Source organism: Leucobacter sp. cx-328 (genome assembly GCF_014530035.1).
Taxonomy (GTDB): domain Bacteria; phylum Actinomycetota; class Actinomycetes; order Actinomycetales; family Microbacteriaceae; genus Leucobacter.
In genome coordinates, this window is sequence record NZ_JACVMX010000004.1 from 145,135 (window position 1) to 164,693 (window position 19,559).

The 19,559-nt window shown below is 60.2% G+C and carries 14 protein-coding genes; 5 read left to right on the top strand and 9 right to left on the bottom strand.

What is annotated here, in order from left to right:
• Positions 1–82 precede the first annotated feature (82 nt).
• From ICL81_RS07440 to lysA, 5 genes are all read right to left on the bottom strand, one after another.
• Positions 83–3,004, bottom strand: coding sequence for a lamin tail domain-containing protein (locus tag ICL81_RS07440; RefSeq protein ID WP_251381915.1), 2,922 nt, complete (start codon positions 3,002–3,004; stop codon positions 83–85).
• A 233-nt stretch (positions 3,005–3,237) separates the two neighbouring features.
• Entirely contained in the window at positions 3,238–3,984 is a 747-nt protein-coding gene (locus tag ICL81_RS07445) for an amino acid ABC transporter ATP-binding protein (protein ID WP_188034343.1), read from the bottom strand.
• A 25-nt stretch (positions 3,985–4,009) separates the two neighbouring features.
• The gene (locus ICL81_RS07450) at positions 4,010–4,972 is read right to left on the bottom strand and encodes an amino acid ABC transporter permease (RefSeq protein WP_188034273.1); all 963 of its coding nucleotides are present in this window, start codon (positions 4,970–4,972) and stop codon (positions 4,010–4,012) included.
• Between the two features lie 8 nt (positions 4,973–4,980).
• Positions 4,981–5,910: an ABC transporter substrate-binding protein gene (locus ICL81_RS07455; protein ID WP_188034274.1), complete on the bottom strand. Its 930-nt coding sequence runs from the start codon at positions 5,908–5,910 to the stop codon at positions 4,981–4,983.
• 63 nt (positions 5,911–5,973) lie between these two features.
• Positions 5,974–7,272, bottom strand: coding sequence for a diaminopimelate decarboxylase (gene lysA / locus ICL81_RS07460; RefSeq protein WP_188034276.1), 1,299 nt, complete (start codon positions 7,270–7,272; stop codon positions 5,974–5,976).
• Positions 7,273–7,355: 83 nt separating this feature from the next.
• Between lysA and ICL81_RS12190 the strand changes: the two genes are divergently transcribed.
• The 4 genes from ICL81_RS12190 (at position 7,356) to ICL81_RS07480 (ending at position 11,604) form a co-directional block, all read left to right on the top strand.
• A complete protein-coding gene (locus tag ICL81_RS12190; RefSeq protein WP_188034278.1) occupies positions 7,356–8,951 on the top strand; it encodes a helix-turn-helix domain-containing protein in 1,596 nt (531 codons plus the stop codon).
• A 200-nt stretch (positions 8,952–9,151) separates the two neighbouring features.
• Positions 9,152–10,237 carry an S-(hydroxymethyl)mycothiol dehydrogenase gene (locus tag ICL81_RS07470; RefSeq protein ID WP_188034279.1) on the top strand — a complete coding sequence of 362 codons (1,086 nt, stop codon included), beginning with the start codon at positions 9,152–9,154 and terminating at the stop codon, positions 10,235–10,237.
• A gap of 8 nt (positions 10,238–10,245) precedes the next feature.
• A complete protein-coding gene (locus ICL81_RS07475; RefSeq protein ID WP_188034280.1) occupies positions 10,246–10,875 on the top strand; it encodes an MBL fold metallo-hydrolase in 630 nt (209 codons plus the stop codon).
• A 147-nt stretch (positions 10,876–11,022) separates the two neighbouring features.
• Positions 11,023–11,604: a hypothetical protein gene (locus ICL81_RS07480; RefSeq protein ID WP_188034281.1), complete on the top strand. Its 582-nt coding sequence runs from the start codon at positions 11,023–11,025 to the stop codon at positions 11,602–11,604.
• 98 nt (positions 11,605–11,702) lie between these two features.
• On the opposite strand, the gene ICL81_RS07485 is transcribed toward ICL81_RS07480, so the two are convergent.
• Positions 11,703–14,591 (bottom strand): hypothetical protein, encoded by a 2,889-nt coding sequence (locus ICL81_RS07485; protein ID WP_188034282.1) that lies wholly within the window; start codon positions 14,589–14,591, stop codon positions 11,703–11,705.
• Positions 14,592–14,786: 195 nt separating this feature from the next.
• Positions 14,787–15,305 (bottom strand): hypothetical protein, encoded by a 519-nt coding sequence (locus tag ICL81_RS07490; RefSeq protein ID WP_188034283.1) that lies wholly within the window; start codon positions 15,303–15,305, stop codon positions 14,787–14,789.
• Between the two features lie 669 nt (positions 15,306–15,974).
• Between ICL81_RS07490 and ICL81_RS07495 the strand changes: the two genes are divergently transcribed.
• Positions 15,975–17,351: an APC family permease gene (locus ICL81_RS07495; protein ID WP_188034284.1), complete on the top strand. Its 1,377-nt coding sequence runs from the start codon at positions 15,975–15,977 to the stop codon at positions 17,349–17,351.
• Between the two features lie 118 nt (positions 17,352–17,469).
• On the opposite strand, the gene ICL81_RS07500 is transcribed toward ICL81_RS07495, so the two are convergent.
• Together ICL81_RS07500 and ICL81_RS07505 are read right to left on the bottom strand one after the other, a co-directional pair.
• Positions 17,470–17,763: a hypothetical protein gene (locus ICL81_RS07500; RefSeq protein WP_215394767.1), complete on the bottom strand. Its 294-nt coding sequence runs from the start codon at positions 17,761–17,763 to the stop codon at positions 17,470–17,472.
• A 5-nt stretch (positions 17,764–17,768) separates the two neighbouring features.
• Positions 17,769–18,977: a hypothetical protein gene (locus ICL81_RS07505; protein WP_188034287.1), complete on the bottom strand. Its 1,209-nt coding sequence runs from the start codon at positions 18,975–18,977 to the stop codon at positions 17,769–17,771.
• Positions 18,978–19,559 lie beyond the last annotated feature (582 nt).

The window sequence follows — 19,559 nt, forward strand, 5'->3', positions numbered from 1 at the left end:
CTCACCGTGCATGAGTGTGCCCCGGTGTCACAGCTGACCGCTGGGCCAACGTGACACCGGGGCACACCCGCGGTCAGACAGGCTATCCAGCGTCTCCCGCACGCTGCGCGGTGCGCTTTCGCGCTCCTGCGAGCGCGGCACCCGCAGCGGCAAGCGCTATTCCCGCAGCGACCATCAGCGCAACCAAGTTCGCGTCCTCACCGGTGTTCGCGAGTGCGCCAGTCGCCCCGCCGGTTCCGGTTCCGCCTGCATTGCCTGAGCCCCCAGGGGTAACGGGTTTGACCGGGTCAACCGGGTCAACAGGGTCAACCGGCGAATCTGCGTTCAACCAGCCAGCACGGAGCGCCTCAGAGCTGTACCCATCGGCGAACCACCAAGCGGGCCGCTTGCCATCGACGATGAGCTCAGCGGGGGCAGTCGCAAACCCCTCGTTGTTCAGATTCGGGAGCCCAGCGGGACGCAGCACATGCTTCACCGTTGGTTCTGCGGTGCCGTTGAGCGAGATCTGTGCTCCGGTTCCGTCACATCCGTCATCGCAGACTGCCCACAGCACGCCGAGCGTCGTGTCATAGTCGAGCGCCATAACACCGGGTAGCCCCGGCTTCACCTCGGCAACAATCTCTGCCTTGCCGCCCGGGAGCAGTGCGACCGCAAACACCTGCCCTTGATCTTCGATGCCAACAAAGAACAGCCCGTCACCATGACCGGCGTAATCGCTGCTCTGGTATGGCGCATTGGTGTTGCGATCCCACAGCTCGCCTTCGAGGTCGCTGTCCGAGACCCACTCGATTGCTTCAAGACCCAGGTTTGCACTGACCTGCGGCAGCATGCTCGTGAGATCCCACTGCTGTGATGCCACCACGTCCGGCCCCTGGGCGTTCGGGTCGATCTGCAACACGGTGTTGTAGTTCACGCCCTTAGCGCTGTTGTCGCGCTCAGCTGCGAGGTAGAGGAAGCCATCGCCAGCAACGGTGATGCCCTCGGTATCGGGGCCTGCAGCACCCGGATTCGCCGCATCATGCTGGAACCGGGCGCGTTTGCCTGACTCCCACCCGTCAGCAAACTGCACACTGCCGTCGGCCTGCGCAGCGAGCTTCCAGAACTTGCCAGCACCGTTGTCTACTGCCCAGAGGAACACGCCTTCGTCGGTGACCTGTGTATCCAGCCCTGAACTGTCTGCCAAGAACATGGGGGCCGCATCGAGCACGCGTGTCTCTGCAGCGCCCGGCCACGGATCCGCTGAAATCTCGCCAACACAGGTGTTCGCTGCACCCTTCGTTGCGCCAGCTGTCACAGCGAACGGGCCAGCAGTGTCGGGGCACCGGCCCCAGCTAGGTACTGCGTGCTCAGGGCCCCAACTTGTCTCATTGATCAAGTTGCCACTTTCGAAGAGGCGCACGCTGTCGGCCTTACCCAAACCGAAGCCAAGCGCATCGCCCTCGATGACCAGGTATCCGCCTGCGGGAATCCTGGTGCCCGCAGGAATCGTGTACTCGTGTGCATCATCGTCGTCTTTCACCACAATGCCCGAGACGTCGATTGCACTCGCCGCCGGGTTCACCAGCTCAACCCAGTCGCTCGGGTTCGAGACCACCTCATTGATACGCACCGGATTGCCACAGGCGTTCTGCAGTCCCTTGGTGGAGATCTCAAGGTCGCGGAACTCACCGGTGCCGTCAACGCAGCGTCCGAATACACCGGCAGCGTGGTCATCCCAGCTGTACTCGGCAGCCACGAGCCCAGCCGCGGTACGCACGGATGCGGTGTCTGCCTTACCAAGCCCGAACGTGAAGTGTGACGGCTGGTCAAAGACATAGAAACCACCCGGCGCAAGCACCGTACCGGCGGCAACCGGGGTCACATCAGCTGCATGCCCAACGGGGTCGTTATCGAGCATGATCCAGCCCGAAATATCGACAGGGTTCGCACCCGTGTTGGTGATTTCTACCCAGTCGGTCGCATCACCGTTCGATTCAACCTCGTTGATCGCGATGGTCGGGGGAACGCAACGGTTTTTCTTTCCCGGCGTCGCATACGCAAGCGCGAACTCACCTTCGCCATCGACGCATCGCGCGAGCGTCGCTGCGGCCGCGTCACCATCGATCGCCGCGTGGGCCGTCCACGCGCCAGTGCGATCTACCAGGTCTCCGTTGCCTGCAAAGAGGCGGATCTCGTCAGCCCCACCAATTCCAATCGCCTCAGGGAAGCGGCCGTCTTGCCAGGCACCCGTGGCGTCATTGAACACGGATCCGCTGCTGTTCTCGTCGACGACGAGCAGCGCACCGGGCTCAATCACGGCTCCGGCGGGGAAGCGCCAACGGTGATCATCAGAGTTGTCACGCAGCTCGAACCCATCAAGTGACACCGCGACGTCGCCAGGGTTCACCAGCTCGACCCAGTCTGCCGGTTGCGAGTCAACCTCGTTGAGCTTGACGCTGCCCTGCACGGGAGCAACCGTGCACATGTTTGCGGCGCCCGGAGTCGCCTGCGTCGCGGGAGCCCAATCGCCAAGTCCGTCACCGCAGCGTGCCCAGGTCATGAGCGGGGCCTCGTTCGTGTACGCGTAGCCGTCGACCTCAACACCGGCCAAGTCGGACAGGGTGAACGAGTCACCCTTGCCCAGCCCGAACGTGAAGTGAACGCCATTCATGAGCATGAAGTACTCGCCGGGCTGCACAACGGTGCCTGCTGGGAGCGCCTCTTGATTCTTATCATCGGCCACGCCCCAACCACTCACATCGACAGCAGTCGTTCCGGTATTGAGAATCTCGACCTGGTCAGTGTCGTAACCGGAAGCTTCGCCGTAAATGATCTCGTTCACGATGAGACCGCTCGGGTGCGCGGGGGCAAGTACTGCGGGGCTCGGCTCGGCAGCACGCGCCGTGGCGTGTGGAAGCGCCGACGCGGGCGCTCCCGTAACGGTCAGAGATATCGGTGCAACACACACTGTTGCGCCGAGTACGCCAAGGGTAACTCTGGCGAAGATTGAACTATTGCGGGGCAAGGCGGGGCTCCTCTGGTCTCGAACGGCCAGGTTTCAATCAACCACTCATATGTTTCTCACTGGTTACGAGAGTGCAAAGCCGCGGTGACACGCTGGCATCAGCTCAGAGTTCATCGTTACGGCGCAAAGGGACGACGCACATGGGTGTGCCCCGGATGACAACATCCGGGGCACACCCATGTGTACGAGGAGTCAGTGTGACGACGTCAACTACGGCATCACACGAACTCTGCCTACAGCACGCTCTGCAAGAAGCCCTGCGTGCGCGCGTGCTGCGGGTTGTCGATGAGTTCGCTGGGGGCGCCAGCTTCGACGACAACGCCGCCGTCCATGAAGACCACCTGGTCGGCAACCTCACGGGCAAAGCCGATCTCGTGCGTGACCACGATCATGGTCATGCCTTCCTTCGCGAGCTCCTTCATGACGTCGAGTACCTCACCGACGAGCTCGGGATCGAGCGCAGAAGTCGGCTCATCGAAGAGCATGAGCTTCGGCTTCATCGCGAGTGCGCGAGCGATCGCGACGCGCTGCTGCTGGCCACCGGAGAGTTGTGACGGGTAGTGATCCGCCCACGCATCGAGGCCCACGCGTGCGAGTAGGCGACGTGCCTCAGCAACAGCTTCGGCCTTACTGCGCCGCGAAACGACCATCGGAGCTTCGATGATGTTCTCGAGCGCGGTCTTGTGCGGGAACAGGTTGAAGCGCTGGAAGACCATGCCGATCGAGCGACGCTGCTTCGCGACCTCGCGCGGGTGCATCTCGCGCAGACGCTTGTCGCTCTGCTCGCGATAGCCCACGATCTCGCCGTCAACGGTGATACGGCCGCCGTCAATGGTTTCGAGGTGGTTGATGCAGCGAAGCAGGGTCGATTTACCCGAGCCTGACGGGCCGAGCAGCACAGATACCTGGCCCTCGTGCACGTCCATCGAGATGCCCTTGAGGACCTCGAGATCGCCGAAGTGCTTACGCACTCCGCGCATCTGTACGAGCGCCGAGTCATCGAGTTCAGCCACGACGTGCTCCCTTCTTCTTGCCCTGCAGCTGCACTGCAATGGCACCGGTCATTTCGCGCGCCTTCTGCAGCGTCGACGTGGGAGCGTTGCGCTCAACGCCACGGCCGAAGTACCGCTCCAGGTAGTGCTGCGGAATCGACAGGATCGAAACGATGATGAGGTACCAGATGCTCACAACGATGAGCAGCTCAACCTGCTTGAGGTTCTGCGCCGAGATCTGCGTCGCGCGGGTGTAGACCTCCATCACCGCGATGAGCGAGAGCAGCGAGGTGTTCTTGATCATCGAGATGAGCTCGTTGCCGAGCGGCGGAATGATCACGCGCATCGCCTGGGGCAGGAGGATGCGAACGAAGGTGTGGAACGGGCTCATGCCGAGCGACGCTGCCGCTTCCTTCTGGCCGGAATCGACCGACAGCATGCCCGAGCGAACGATCTCTGCCGAGTATGCAGCCTCGTTCAGCGTGAGGGCAATAATGCCAGCAACGAACGCGGTGAGCAGCACGTTGGTGTCGACTTCCCAGAACACGATGTCGGTGAAGGGAATACCGAGCGAAATCTTCTCGAAGATGAGACCGAAGTAGCCCCAGATGACAATCTGGACGAGCAGCGGGGTGCCACGGAACAGCCAGACGTAGAAGGACGAGAACGCGATCGCGACCGGGTTGCCCGACAGGCGCATCGCTGCCAGTACCACCGCGAGCACGGTCGAGATGATCATTGCAATGGCAGTGATGATGAGCGTCGTGCCGACGCCCGAGACGATCTCAGGGTTGAACAGGTACTGCCCAACCACGGAGTAGTCGATGTTCTTGTTTGTCCAGAGCGCCTGGATGAACCATGCTGCGAAGAGCAGGAGGACGATGGCCCAGATCCATCGCCCGGGCCGCCGGAGCGGGAGGGCCTCAATATCGAAGGCCCGATCCTGCCCCGGCTTCGGGAGAGTTGACGAAGTCATTGTGGAAACTAGCCTGCCTGCGATGCGCCGTTGACGATTGCCTCTTCAGTGGCGAAGGTCTGGAGGTTGTGCTTCTCGAGGATCTCCTGGTAGACACCCTCATCGATGATCGCCTGCAGTGCGAGCTGGAGCGCCTCGGTGAGTTCGGTGTTCTCCTTGAGCGTGCCGATGCCCGTGTACACGGGGTTGATGCCCGCGGGGTTCTCGGGGTCGGTGATCATCTCGAAGTCGTTGCCGTCGCCCGCGGTCTGCACGGTGTACGCCGCAACCGGTGAGTCAACGGGGAACGCAACCACGCGACCTGCCTTCAGTGCGGTCTGCGGATCCTGCGCGGTGGGCAGCTGCTGGATGACGAGCTCACCCTTGCCGTCTGCCTTGCAGGTCGCAGCCTGTTCCTTCAGCAGGTCGAGCTGGGCGCTCGCCTTCTGCACGGCTACCTCGTGGCCGCAGAGATCGCCGAGACCGGTAATACCCTCGGGGTTACCCTTCTTCACGACGATCGAGAAGCCAGCGTAGATTTCTTCGACGAAGTTCAGCGTCTTCTCGCGCTCAACGGTGTCGTTCATGCCCGACATGATGATGTCGAACTTCTTTGCCTGCAACGAGGGGATGACGGTCTCAAACGCCTGGTGCGAGATCTGAATCTCAACGCCGAGCTTTTCGCCGAGTGCCTGAGCGAGGTCGGGGTCAAGACCAACCTGCTTCTCGCCCTCGAGAAGAATGAACGGCGGGTACGGGATGCCTGCGGCTGCCTTGATGACGCCTGAGTCGCGGATCGAATCGGGAAGCGCAGCAGCTGCCTTCTCGTCAACGCCCGAGGTGAGCTGCGGTGCGGCGTCTTCCTTCGCGGGAGCTGCGTCGGTGCTCGAGCACGCGGTGAGGCCGAACACTGCGGCGAGCGCAGCAGCTGTGGAGATCTGTACGAGCTTCTTGTTCATGGTGTTTCCTCTTCTTTGGGGATATTGGTTGGCGGCAAGTGGCCGCCGGTTCTGTGAACTGGTCTATTCGGCCCAGGAGACTTCGCTCGGGCCGACGTGCGGACCCAAGAATTCTGCGTAGGTTTGGCGTCGCACCGCGAGTCGACTCTCGCCGTTTCGGCAGAACACCACCGCGGGCTTCAGCGCACCGTTGTAGTTGTTCGAGAGCGTGTACCCGTATGCGCCGGTCGCTGCGAGCACGATGGTGTCGCCGGTCTTGGGTGATGCGAGTTCTGCCTGATCGACCAGGAGATCACCCGATTCACACTGCCTACCGACAAGCTGCGCGACCGTGTCGGGGGTCTGGTTTGCGCGATCCGCCACGATGGGAGTGAATTCCATGTTCATGAGCGCAACGTTCATCTGGTCAGCGAGGCCACCATCGACCGCGACGAAGGTCGCGCCGGTCTGCTTCACGTTGTTCACCCGGTATGCGGTCATGCCGCTGCGGGCGACGAGCGAACGGCCGGGTTCGATGATGAGCTGGCTCGACGCCGGCAGCACGCGCTCGGCGGCGGCGGTGATCGCGTCAAGGTACTCGTCGAGGGTCGGAGCGTTGTGCTTGACGTTGTAGTTCACGCCGAGTCCGCCACCGATGTTGTAGACCTCGAACTCACCGAGCTCTCGAACCGCGGCAACCGCGCGTTCGAAGGGCTCGACCTCGAGCACCTGCGAACCGATGTGCAGGTGCAGGCCCTTGACGTTGATGTACGGGTGATCCTTGAGCTTTTCGATCAGTGCCTTCGCCTGCGGAATCGGCAGACCGAACTTCGACTTCTTGCCGCCGGTCGAAATCGCCTTCGGCACGCTCGGGTCCACACCGGGGATGATGCGCACGAGCACATCCTGCGGGCGGGTGAGCAGCGCATCGAGGCGCTCAACATCTGCCTCGCCATCGATCACGATCGCGCCGATGCCAGAGTCAACCGCGAGTACGAGCTCTTCCTGGCTCTTCGCGTTACCGTGCAGGTGGATGAGCTCGGGATCCGCGCCAGACTCCAGAGCGAGCAGTAGCTCACCCGCGCCAGCAACGTCGAGCGCGAGGCCCTCTGATGCTGCAACCGCGTACGCTGCGAGTACCGGGAACGACTTCGAAGCGAATGCGACCTGGCTGTTCGGGCGGCGTGCTGCCAGCCCCTGCTTGTACGCACGCATCCGATCGCGCAGACCCTGCTCGTCGACCACGTACAACGGGGTTCCATACTCAGCGGTGAGCGCTGGCAGTTCGCAACCGCCGACACTCAAAACTCCGTTCGCACCCACTGCGGCGTGCGTCGGAAAGATCCGTTCAAACCTCGGATCGTAGAACCCGCTAACTGCCACTTCGAAACTCCTTTGTGTTCGTATGTAAAGACTCTAGAAAGCTGGAGTGGCAGAATTTTTATCGGATTCGATAATCTTTAGAAGTGAACTTATCGAAGTCGAGCAATGTAGCTCAGCCGCCATTTGCGAGTGGCCTCCCGCTGTCGACCCTGCTGTCGCAGCTCGGTGACGAGGTCGTCGTCTCCCTCAACACCTCTGCGGCGCCCGTCGCGCTCGTCGGCGTGACCTACTACGACTCAGATGTGACGCAGCAGCACCTCACGGGTCAGCTCCTCCTGCTCACCGCTCACGCAGAGCTCACAGTCGAGCGCATCAACGAGCTGTGCGCCGAGCTCAGGCTGCATCAGGTCAGCGGCGTCGTGGCGAGAGATTCGGGTAGTGGCGTCTCCCCCGCACTCGTTGCCGCATGCCAGTCAAACAGCCTTCACCTCCTCGCCCTCACCGCGAGCGTCGGCTGGCGCGAGTTCGACGCCCTCATCAGCCGACTCCTTGGCGAGCACGGTGCCGGCCTGCAGCTGGGTTCCAACTCGGGCGACCGCCTATTCGCGCTCGCGAACTCGGTCGCGCAGGCGTTTCGCGGATCGGTTGCCATTGAGGATCACCGGCGCAACATCCTCGCCTACTCAGCGCTGCCTGGGCAGGCAATCGATCAGCTGCGCGCGAGCGGCATCCTCACGCGCAAGACCCCGGATGGGCCGCTGAACGAGGTGCGCTACCGACAGGTCTTCAGCACCGAGGATGTCTCGCGGTTCCCAACCGAGTACGAGTTTGCGCCCCGCGCCGCGATGCCGATCCGCGCGGGAAATATCCCCCTCGGATCCATCTGGGTCATTGACCCGACAGGCGATGACCTGGCGACCCCGCTCGCGCCAGAGAAGGAAGACGCCCTCCGCAGCGCCGCCAACATCGCCGCGAGCTACATCGTGGATGCCTGGCGCTTCGACCACGGCGACGAGCGCTCGAAGGAGGCAGCACTCCGTCGCGTGCTCGCCGGCACCCAGCACGTCAACGATTTCACCGTGCTCGGGATCCGCTCAGACCGCCAGTACCTCGTTGCCGCGATCGACGGCACGTCGGCTACCGAGGGTGACGTCAGCGAGATCCGCGCCGCCGCCTCACGCCATCTCTCCGTCTACTTCCCTGGCAGCACGTGCGCCGTTGTCGATGGCCGGGTGCTTGCCGTGGTGCCAGCGCTGTCGCGGGAGAACGTCGCTCGCTCACTCGAGCGGTTACTGCCCGAGCTCGAACGTCTCACCGGCGTGCACTGCCACTGCGGCGTCAGCGAGCCGAGCCACCCTGGATCATTCGCCGAAGATACCGAGCGGGCCATCCGCATCGCTGACTGCGCGCGCGACCTCGGTCTCACGGTCGCGGGGGCCGACGCGGTGCAGGCGCAGTTGGTGCTGCGCGCATGCAACGATGCACTGCAGGGGGCGGATCTCCGACTGCCCGAAACCGAGCAGCTCCTGGCCGAGAACGAAGCCGAGACGCGGGCAACACTGCTCGCGTGGCTAGAAGAACGTGGCAATGCGCCTCGCGTCGCGGAGCGGCTCAACCTGCACGAACAGACCGTGCGGTACCGGGTGCGCAAGGCTACTGCTCGTTTGGGTATTGATCTCGATGACCCCGACCGGACGCTGGCGCTTTGGTTGCAGCTGCGGTTGGCGGAGTTGGGGTAGTGATCGGCAGTCGCCGCAGCGGCTCACAGCCGCCCGGATACCCGTAATTTCCCAACAAGTAATCCGGCAAAACCCTAGTAATCAACCTGGCCCAGACCCGAGCCCCGGCTCATATACTGACAAGCAGACCCGGCACCGCCGCCGGGTACCAATCAGGGCCACGCACGGCACAGCGCAAGCAGCTGTCGGAAGGAATTGACATGTCATATCGAGTACAGGGTGTTGTTGTTCGCGAGAAGTTCGCACCGGCCACGATCGAGACGATCATCGTTCCCGGGCCAGGCCCGGGTGAGGTCGTCGTTGACGTGCTCACCTGTGGCGTCTGCCACACCGATTACCACTACCAGCAGGGCGGAATCAGTGACGAGTTCCCCTTCCTCCTCGGCCACGAGTCAACCGCTCGCGTTGCCGTCGTCGGTGAGGGCGTGACCGAGGTCGCCGTCGGCGATCGTGTCATTCTCAACTGGCGTGCGGCCTGCGGCCAGTGCCGCGCCTGCCAGAAGGGCCAGCCCCAGTACTGCTTCGCGACGCACAACGCAAAGCAGAAGATGACGCTCGAAGACGGCACCGAACTCTCCCCCGCGCTCGGAATTGGCTCGTTCGCAGAAAAGACCCTCGTAGCTGCTGGCCAGTGCACGAAGATCGACGAGGATTCCGACGCAGCTGCCGTTGGCCTGCTGGGTTGCGGAATCATGGCCGGCATCGGCGCCGCAATCAACACCGGTGAGATCAAGCGCGGCGAATCCGCGGCCGTCATCGGCTGCGGCGGCGTCGGCACCGCAGCCATCGCTGGCGCACAGCTCGCTGGCGCCACCACAATCATCGCGGTCGATATCGACGACGCGAAGCTCGAACAGGCGAAGCACTTCGGCGCGACGCACACCATCAACTCGCGGAATGAGGATCCGGTTGAGGCGATCCGCGCCCTCACCGGTGGTCATGGTGCCGACGTCGTGATCGACGCGGTCGGCCGCCCCGAGACCTACAAGCAGGCGTTCTACGCGCGTGATCTTGCGGGCCGAGTCGTGCTCGTGGGCGTTCCTACGCCCGAGATGATGCTTGAGCTGCCGTTGCTCGACGTCTTCGGACGTGGCGGATCGCTGAAGTCGTCCTGGTACGGTGATTGCCTGCCCAGCCGCGACTTCCAGATGCTCATCGATCAGTACAAGCTGGGTCGCCTCGATCTCGGCGGATTTGTTACCGAGCGCATCGCTCTTGGCGACGTCGAGGCTGCGTTTGGCAAGATGGCTAGTGGAAACGTGCTGCGCTCGGTCGTCGAGCTGTAAAGGAAATCATGAGTAACGCACGCATTGAACGCCTGATCACGAGCGGCACGTTCTCGCTCGACGGCGGAACCTGGGACGTCGACAACAACGTCTGGATCATCGGTAACGACGATGAAGTGATCGTCATCGATCCCGCGCACGACGCAGCAGCGGTGGCTGAGGCAGTCGGTGGTCGCAAGGTCATCGGCATCCTACTCACGCATGGCCACGACGACCACATTCGTGCCGCGGTCGACACCGCCGCCGCGCTCGATGCGGCGCTGTACTTGCACCCCGCAGATCACATGCTCTGGCAGTCGGTGCACAAGCAGCTTCCGCACTTCGAGATCGCTGACGGCGACGCCTTCCCCGTAGCGGGCATCTCGGTTGAGGCGCTCCACACCCCAGGTCACTCCCCCGGATCGGTGAGCTTCTCGGTGCCCGCGCTCGAGGCCGTCTTCACCGGCGACACCCTGTTCAACGGCGGACCCGGCGCAACCGGCCGCTCGTACAGCGACTTCCCGACCATCATCGACTCGATCTCGCAGCGCCTGCTGACGCTCCCTGAGGAGACCGTCGTCTACACCGGTCACGGCGACACCACGACGATCGGCGACGAGAAGCCGCACCTCCAGGATTGGGTGAAGCGCGGGCACTGATCCGCCGATCTTCTTGGGCCGTGATCACACTGCCCGCACCGACTGTGCCCCGCGAATGTCACCCGACTCGCGGGGCACAGCGGTGTCTCTACGCCCCTACGTCGATACTTAGACTGGTCTGTGATGAGAAAAGCATGTGAGGTTTCTGTGTCCACGACCGCAAGTCGACTGGCGCTCAAGCGCTCGCTCGCAGCAGTAGGCCTCGCGTCGACGCTGTTGCTTACAGGGTGCGGATCTGCCCCCGCAGAAGAATCATTCGCTTCTTCGCAGGGCGCTGAGCAGGCTGTGCCTGCCGCTCCTGCGGAGACCGCGCCCGGGGCTGCCGAGAGCACCGAGGCTCCTGCCGCGCCTGCTGAGACTGCGCCCGAGACTGCGAAGCCTGCCGACGAATGGTTCGACGTCGCGTACGAGGATTCGTATAAATCGGTCTTCCTGCTCTCAGCTGCGCAGATCAAGGACGCGACCGGGCTCGATGTCGCTACCGCTTCGGCGAGCGATCTCTCGACAGCGTTCGCTGACGCTGAGCTCTGGGCGGGCGATTCACGCTCGGCGGACTACGCCGACGTCATCGTGACCGCGTTCAAGAACGAGAGCGACCGCCTCAACGGTACGGTCAACGCGCTCCGCAACGACGACGGCGCCCGCCTGAAGGTGTTCGTGAAGCACGACAGCCACAAGACGATCGCGCACGTGCAGACCAGCCATGAGGGCGATCAGCACCACGGTTAATCGGTTTCACCGGCAGAGAGTAAAACTACCCAGGCAATATCGGCTCGGCGTAGGCGTGACTCGGACGAAACGTTCCAAATCTTTCTTCGCTAAGGCTTCTACAGGTTTCCGGCTTCAATGAGACGAAACAGGAGTTCAGGCGGAGTGCTTTTGTTCTCGATCAGCGCATTACGCACCTCTGGCGCAACTCGCTCAGTTAGGTCGCTGAGAGCTTCAATTGGTGCTGCAGGATTTGATGCTACCGCGACAAGCACTTTCATGTGATCACTAGACGCTGCAGCGCGAATTAGACGCTCATTCGTACCAGACGCGTACTCAATGAGTGCTGTCTCCGGGAAGTTAGGATGGGCAATTGCAAGCTTCAGAAAGCGTTCCTCCTGATTCACATGATTCGAGCGCACGAACTGCATCAGGTAGTCCCCGGGAGTTAATGGATTCTTCAATAGCGCCCGTACTAGGGCATCATGCATCGATCGATCCTCGTCTCGGAAGAATCGTTTGGCCGAAACCGCTTCGACGACCGCAGAGTCTTCCGATGCTGCAAACCGGATCAAGAGTGGAAGGTCCGTATCGAAGGCTTTGACGACGGCCACGACAGTTTCAGAGTCCCCAGTATCGGCAAGTCGGTTCAGAACGGTGGCTGGAAGCCCCCAGAGACCCTTTCCGGCGAGAATTCTCCATAGATCAGCGTCGCTGGTGTCAACCAGATGGACTAGGGCCTCTGCGGACAATCCAAAGTCGCGATCAAAAGTGTTGCATTCTTTGCTTACGACGGCTCGTATTAGCGATGCTCGAACTACAGGGTGATCATCGAAGGCGTAGCGATCTCGAGCTTCCTGCGAAAGCGTATTCCAAAAGACGCTGAGGTTGTCCGCTACCGCTGATCGCACAGTCGCGTCCTGATCTTGAGCCAGATACTCGAAAGCCGTGCGGTAACAAGACTCACGAGTGTTCGCCGCGTTCAGATACGATTCGTGTCTAACGCTTGCCAAATCAGGGTGCGTGGCCGCGGCAGCGGCCAACCGAACCTCGGTAGCTGGATCGGCAACAAGCACGTGGAACATTTTGGGGTCCGTTGACGGATTGCCGGCAACTGCGCTGCGGACGGCAACGTCCGAGTCGCCGCTCAGTTCCTCCAGTATTTCAAGGGATACCTCTGGATTAGAGGCAAACTCAAGGCGATTCTTGCTGTTGGACGTATCGCGCCACTGCAGCCGTGAGAGCTCCTTTTTTACCGCGCTAGCCATGTCCTGCTTGGCAGCAGCAGTCGCTGGTCGGTCCCACACCTTCCATGTCGTAGTATGACCGTCCTCACGCTCACTTCGCTTCGTTGTCCGGCGCGCAACCCAGTCTCCGGAACTCAGAAAGTCGAGAGTCGCAACCGAAACAGATGGGTTCTTCACAACACTTTTCAGCGTCAATTCACGGAGGCTCTCCAGGCCGATACGCCCGCGATCCGGGTCAGTTTTGGTCCAAACCATCTCATGCACTGCACGAGCGATCTTGTCGAGCAAGTCGTCTGTTGCCGAGGGGTTACCCGCGATGCTTGTCCAAACTCCGACTTCTCGCTCAATAGCGGTTTCATCGCGGGAATAGCCGAGATTGTCATTCAGCGCTCGATCAACAGAGTCGGCGAGAGTTCGTAGAGTGTCTTTGTCGGTCCGAGGGTTCGCGGCAACAGCATATAGCGGCCTGAGTGAGAAATTAGGCAGATCACGGCTGTACGCCGACTTGGATCGGGCGTTCTTGCGCCGCTCAAGCTGATCTTTCACTACCCTGTCAAGAACAGCTGCTGTGGCCTTTGGGTGGATGGCGGTCGCTCGAACGACGGCTGGCACATCATCGGTGGCTGATCTGAGCAAGAGTTCAACTGGGGTTATTGAGTTGCTCGCGACGATTTCCCGGATCTTTGGATCGGCATCGGAGGCGAGCTTCACCAGGCTATCCATGGGGACCATGGGAGAGTTAGCCATTAGCTTTCGGATGTCAAGGTCATTGTCCATCGCGAGAGTTCGGAGCGTCTCTGCCGAAACCCGAGGGTTAGACGCAATCGCGTTCTTGAGTTCTGATGCTTTCCGCGGAGTTAGGCTCGCTCCTCTATCAAGAACTCCGCTCAAGATCTGGCTCGGCGTGCCAGGGTCCTTCGCGAGGTCCATTAGCGTGTCCTCACCGACCAATGGCAGCCCAGCTTCCACCGCCGCTGCTTTGTGATCGACAGGTATATTCGCATTCATAATCAAGGCCTCGATCACCATCCCATCGGTGCTCAAGGTGAGATCCTCGATCTCGCCTAGGCCCCTTGCCCAGCGTGCTCGAGCGACAGAGGACACCTCCCGGGCTGGGTCATCGGAAAGTACAGCAAGAATGGTGTCCGAAGCGCCTGGAGCGAGTGCCACTGCCCGGCGAACCTCCGAATCAGGGCTATGGGACAGCAGCTCAGCTACACAGTTGGAGGCCGCGCGAGCGCACGCAATCCGGGACTGTGATGATTGGCGCAGCTCGTTTGCAAGCACTAGGTCTCGATAAGTATCCATTCCGAACAGCTCTGCCCGCGTATCGAGGGGAGCGGCAGGGTTTCCTGCAATGGCCCTGTTGATTTCTCGCTGCGTCGGCGACTTCTCGTCTCGTTGGAAAAGGTCCCGTAGGGTGCCCGCTGAGGCGTTCGGATTAAGCGCGACGGAGACAAGCATTTGGTGCTCGGCGTCCTGGGAGCTGAAGTGAGGCGTCATTCGCAATTCGGAAAGGGAGACCGCCGACGCGGATGGATTCGCGGCAATCGCGAGTTTCTCGCGTTCAGAGATCGAGTCGGCTTTAACGATTTCTTCAAGGACCGATGTCGGCATCGAAGGATTCGCTACTGCGGCCTCCCTGATAACGCTATTCTCGTTACGCGACAGGGTCTCAAGCGCACTAGCTGGACAAAGAGGATTGCCGGCCACAGCGAGTTCAACTTCAGCATCGTGATCTTTCGCAAGAATGCTGAGCATTGTGACCGGCGTCGATGGGTTCGAGGCAACGAGCCTACGAATTATTGGGTTTCGACTCCGAGCCAACCGAGCGAGCTTATCTGTACTCGTTCGAGAATCACGAGCGGCTTTTTCACCGAACACCATTTCTACCCCCACTGTCGCTGTTCGAGTCGCTTCATACTACCTACGACATACGCAACGAGCCTGTTTGATTCAGACATTGGCACCTGGGAACAAAGTGATGTGCTTTCGAATCAGTGACGACCCGAGCTGGTGCACGGCCGTCGATACCTCGGTGGCTCGCATGACTAGGGTGGTGAGGACCGCAGGCTCCCCGAGAGCATTATTCACGATGGAATCGAAGGACCATTCGACACGACCGGGGCCGACTTTGGTGAGACTTAGATGCGCCGCGACCCCATTGCGAATCTGCTTAAGTTCTTCCATAAATGCCCGGTCCTTACGTATTCCTTTCACTGCGTTCTTGAAATTCTTGCCTTCGTCTTGCAGATCTGTGCCAAGCAGAGATGGCAGCTCTTCAAGTACCTGCCACAGCACTAACGCCAAATACTTGTGCCAGATCGCACGATCTGATGGAGCCTCGACCAATCTTAGGACTAGTGTTTTTAACTCGTAATTCAGCGAGGCAATGGCCGCAATTAAGTCCAGGTCTGTCTTAATGCTTTCGCGGTTTTGACGACGCCGTTCGATGACAACGGTAGCGATGATCATCTCGTAGGACCTCCGAGCATCAAGGAGGCCTCTTTGAAGCACGGGCACTAGTTCCGCGACTTGCTTGTCCCAGCTATCAGGTACCGCCGATTCACTATTGCGCATTCAAATAGTTTCCCATTCAAACAGGCAACGAGTCGGCCCCAGCCCACGCGCTTTCTCATTTGCACTTCCCGCAGAGCAGAGGTTCGTATCGGGTTATAGACAAGCGAGGGGCGTCGGAGTCCTGATTTAACCGTGTAATCCCGGAGCTTGCACAGATCACTAATGCACGGCACCACTCATCATGCCAACAGCGACAACCCCAAATCACTGCGTGTTCGACCCAGCCAGACTCCAAAGACGGTAGGCATCCCTCCAGAACAAGACGCCGTCGATGCCCCACCTGCGAAACGTCGCCAAGTAGAAAATGGGTGGGCTTGCCAAATAGCTTCAACTCGCCATAGCGTTTGTCTGTCTCTCTGATGAATGTATCAACCGAGATGCCTTCCAGACCAGCGCCAGCGCCCTCAGGCGAGATGTCGACTCGTGTTGGGAGTAGCACGGCAACACATTTACGTCATTCGACCGACGGACTTCCGAGACCACAACTCGCACAATTGCTTAGTCGGGCACCGCCAGCCCGCCTGAAGATTGCTCGGCCTCGCGCCGGTGCGTGAAAGGTCAACGATGCCCAGTAGTTCCCCAAGCTCCTCGCCAGTCACGGCGACGAGCGCGCCCGCTCCCTCACTCGTGAAAACCCTCGGCCTCACGGGCGCGGTCGGTTTCGGTCTCGCCTACATGATGCCGATGGCGTCATTCACGACGTACGGCGTTGTGAACACCATGACGGAGGGCGCAATTGTCACGTCATACGTCGTGACGCTCATCGCGATGCTCTTCACCGCATCGAGCTACGCGTCGATGGCTGGCGCCTTCCCCACGACGGGCGCCGCCTACACCTACACGCGCAAGTCACTCGGTGGGCACATTGGATTCCTCGGTGGTTGGACGATCCTGCTCGACTACGTCCTGCTGCCAATGATGGCGTACCTCGTCATCGGCATCTATATGGCTGCGGCGGTACCCGCGATCCCACAGCAGGTGTGGATCATCATCGCCATCGTCGCGGTCACCGTCTTGAATTCGATCGGCGTCAAGCTCCTCTCAGGTGTGAGTAACGCAATCGTGGCGGCGCAGGTGATCTTCGTGGTGCTCTTCCTGGTCCTCGCATCGACGACCGCCGCTGGCAATGAGATCCCGTCGATCTTCGACGTGGTGTTCGGCGGTAATACGGAGACAGCGTTGGTGCTGGCCGGATCCGCCGTTCTTTGCTACTCGTTCTTGGGATTCGACGCCGTATCTTCGCTCGCCGAGGAAACGAAGAATGCGAAGCGGAACATTCCGCGGGCGATCATGCTCGTGACGCTCATCGGCGGACTCCTCTTTATTGTGGTTTCGGCACTGTCGAACCTCGCGGTCCCAGACTGGACTAGTTACTCGAGCCCAGACTCGGCGGCGAATGACATCACCTTCGCCGTCGGCGGCAAGTGGTTCGAGATCTTCTTCACCGCGGCATTCGTCGCCGGTTGCTTCGGCGCAGTTATGGCGCAGCAGGCCACCGCATCCCGCTTGCTGTTCTCGATGGGACGCGACGGTGTGCTCCCCCGCGCGATCTTCGGCGTGCTGCACCCGAAGTTCAAGACCCCGGTGCGCGCGACCATGTTCATCTCGGCCATCGGCCTCGTCTCGCTCTTCATCGATATGAACGCGGCAGCCTCGCTCATCAACTTCGGCGCGCTCACGGCGTTCTCGCTCGTGAATCTGTCGGTCATCAAGCATTTCTTCTTCGAGCAGAAGCGCCGGGCTGGATTCGACTTCGTGCGGTTCCTGGTGCTTCCGCTCATCGGCTTCGCGCTCTCAGCATGGCTCTGGACAAGCCTCGACGGCATGGCAATGACTGTCGGCCTCATCTGGCTCGGCCTCGGCCTCGCCTACCTGGTGTGGATGACCCGTGGCTTCCGTCGCCAGCCGCCCGAGCTCGAACTCAACAACGCGGCTGAATAAGGCGGCGGATCCCCAACGCCAATCGGTCGCTCACCGGCTGGGCTCGTTGTCGAGTATTCGATGTACGAGCCCAGCCTATGGGCGTTATTGAGGTTTACGCGTCTTCGCAGCCGCTGCCCTATTCTGCGTCTTCAGGTGAAGACTTTGAAAGTGAAGCCAAGAGCACCACGTTAAGGATGAACCCGGTCGTTAGGGGCGCCACAACGAGGAGCATATATTGGAGCCACAAGGGCGAGATCCAGGGTTCATCGATCAGGCTGAGCGATGTGCCAATGATCATGACTCCCATGACTAACAAAAGCAAGCCAGGAAAACTCTGCTCGTCAGTTTCTCGCGTGCAGAGCGAGAAACTCAACAAGAACGCAAACATAAGGCTTGCTCCTGCAAGCCCGATTCCCATGAAGATATCCATGCGAGTTACCAGCGGGCCCTGAAGAGGTTGTAACAACCACCAAGCCCAAGCGAGCCGACGATTACCGAGCTTATGCCTCCGACGAGTTTCCCGATCGTTCTGATTTGGTATGTCGACAGACTCGACCGGTTCCTCACGAATCTCTCCATATACCTGAGCACGCTTTTCATGCTGTTACCAAGAGCACGGTATGCCTGAAGTACGGTTTTAGCTGATTTGATGATTCGTTCCGCTTTGGCGAATGCTGCAACAACTTTGGCCGCCCCGAAGGCAAGCGTCCCCAGTTGCGCAGCACAGACGGCAGAGGTACCGATGACCCACCATAATGCCGGGTCGGCGGTTACTGGAAATACTGCGCCACGCAAGTCAACTACTTGCGTTAGGGTTTCTCCACTTAATTCGTATCGGGTTGGAAGCGCCTTACCTTTCGCGTCGATTGCCCAAGGCACCCCGACCTTGGCCAGCTGCTGAGTTTCGCTAGCCACCTCCATTTTCGCTGGTGCAATCTGCTCAAGTTCCGCAGCTTGGGATTCTGACAGCGGTTGATCGTCTTTCAAATCGATGAGGGCAGCATCCACGGCGTCGCTAATTCGTTTCTCTTCACCAGCAAGAGGCCGCTCAATTTCAACGTCCTGCTCGATAGCGATAGACCCATCAGCTATCTCCACCATTCGCGAATCCAACGGAAGCTCAAATTCAAAGGACACTCTTCCTTCTGCTGCCTCGTCGTTGAAGATCGCTACCAGTTGTGCCCCATTTTCGGTGGCTCGCGTAACGACATCTGCTTCGTTTACTTCACCCGTCTGGACTGAGGATCCACCCGAGATCGCACCACTATTGAACCTGCCAGTTGCGCTAATCCCAATCTCATCGCCCAAATTTGAAGAAAGCAGGGCTGTCCCGTCCGGAGCGATCTCTACAGTGCTGCCATTTTCAGCGACCGCACTTTCCACGGCACCGTCGGTCTCAATTGGAATTGAATCTTGAAGCGAAGCTGCATCGGCCAATCTCGCAGCTGTTTCCTGTTTCTCCTTCTCATAAGCCTCTGCGCTGGCCGAAATCACCTGAAGATCATTCGCGGCACCATTCATCTCCTTTGGGGTTCCCCGGCTAAGGGCACCTATGGTGTCTGCCCCCTCGAAGGTGTCATCCGATTTTGCTGCCAAAGCTGGTCCGGAGATCATTGATACCGAGAGCGCTACTGCAATCAGCACACCTAACGTCTGTCTTAAAAGGGCGCTGCTCCTCGCCTGAGGTTCTTGTGTGCAGTGCTGCTGTCTTCGATGCATTTGTTTCCTCTTCAAGTGATGAATTTCCGCCAGCAATCCAGTAGATCAACGGCCACCAAGTGGGGAAAATAGGCCAAACAAGCCGGTATTACCGTTCAATGAAAAAATCTGCTGTCGCCTGGATTGAACTCGGGGTTGGGCTCACAAAAGTAGTGAGACAAGCCATGAACCAACTCGATGTTCCGCGGAATGACGCGAACCTGATGTGCGTTGTCTTCATCCGTGAGTTTCGAAGCTTGCCCCCACTGGTGAATCAGCATTACTGCACTTCTCATTCAGCATTTCTCACATTCAACGTCTCACACCAATTCGGAAAAGGTTGAACGGACTGACGACGTCCCCGAGACGCTCGGCCTCGGCATCGCCTACCTGGTCTGGCTGACCCGCGGCTTCCGTCGCCATCCTCCCGAGCTCGAACTCAACAACGCGACTGAGTAGTCACACCCAACCCTCACTGAATACTCACTTCTGGTACCTTGCGCACTCAAAGAGCATGGAACCAATGGT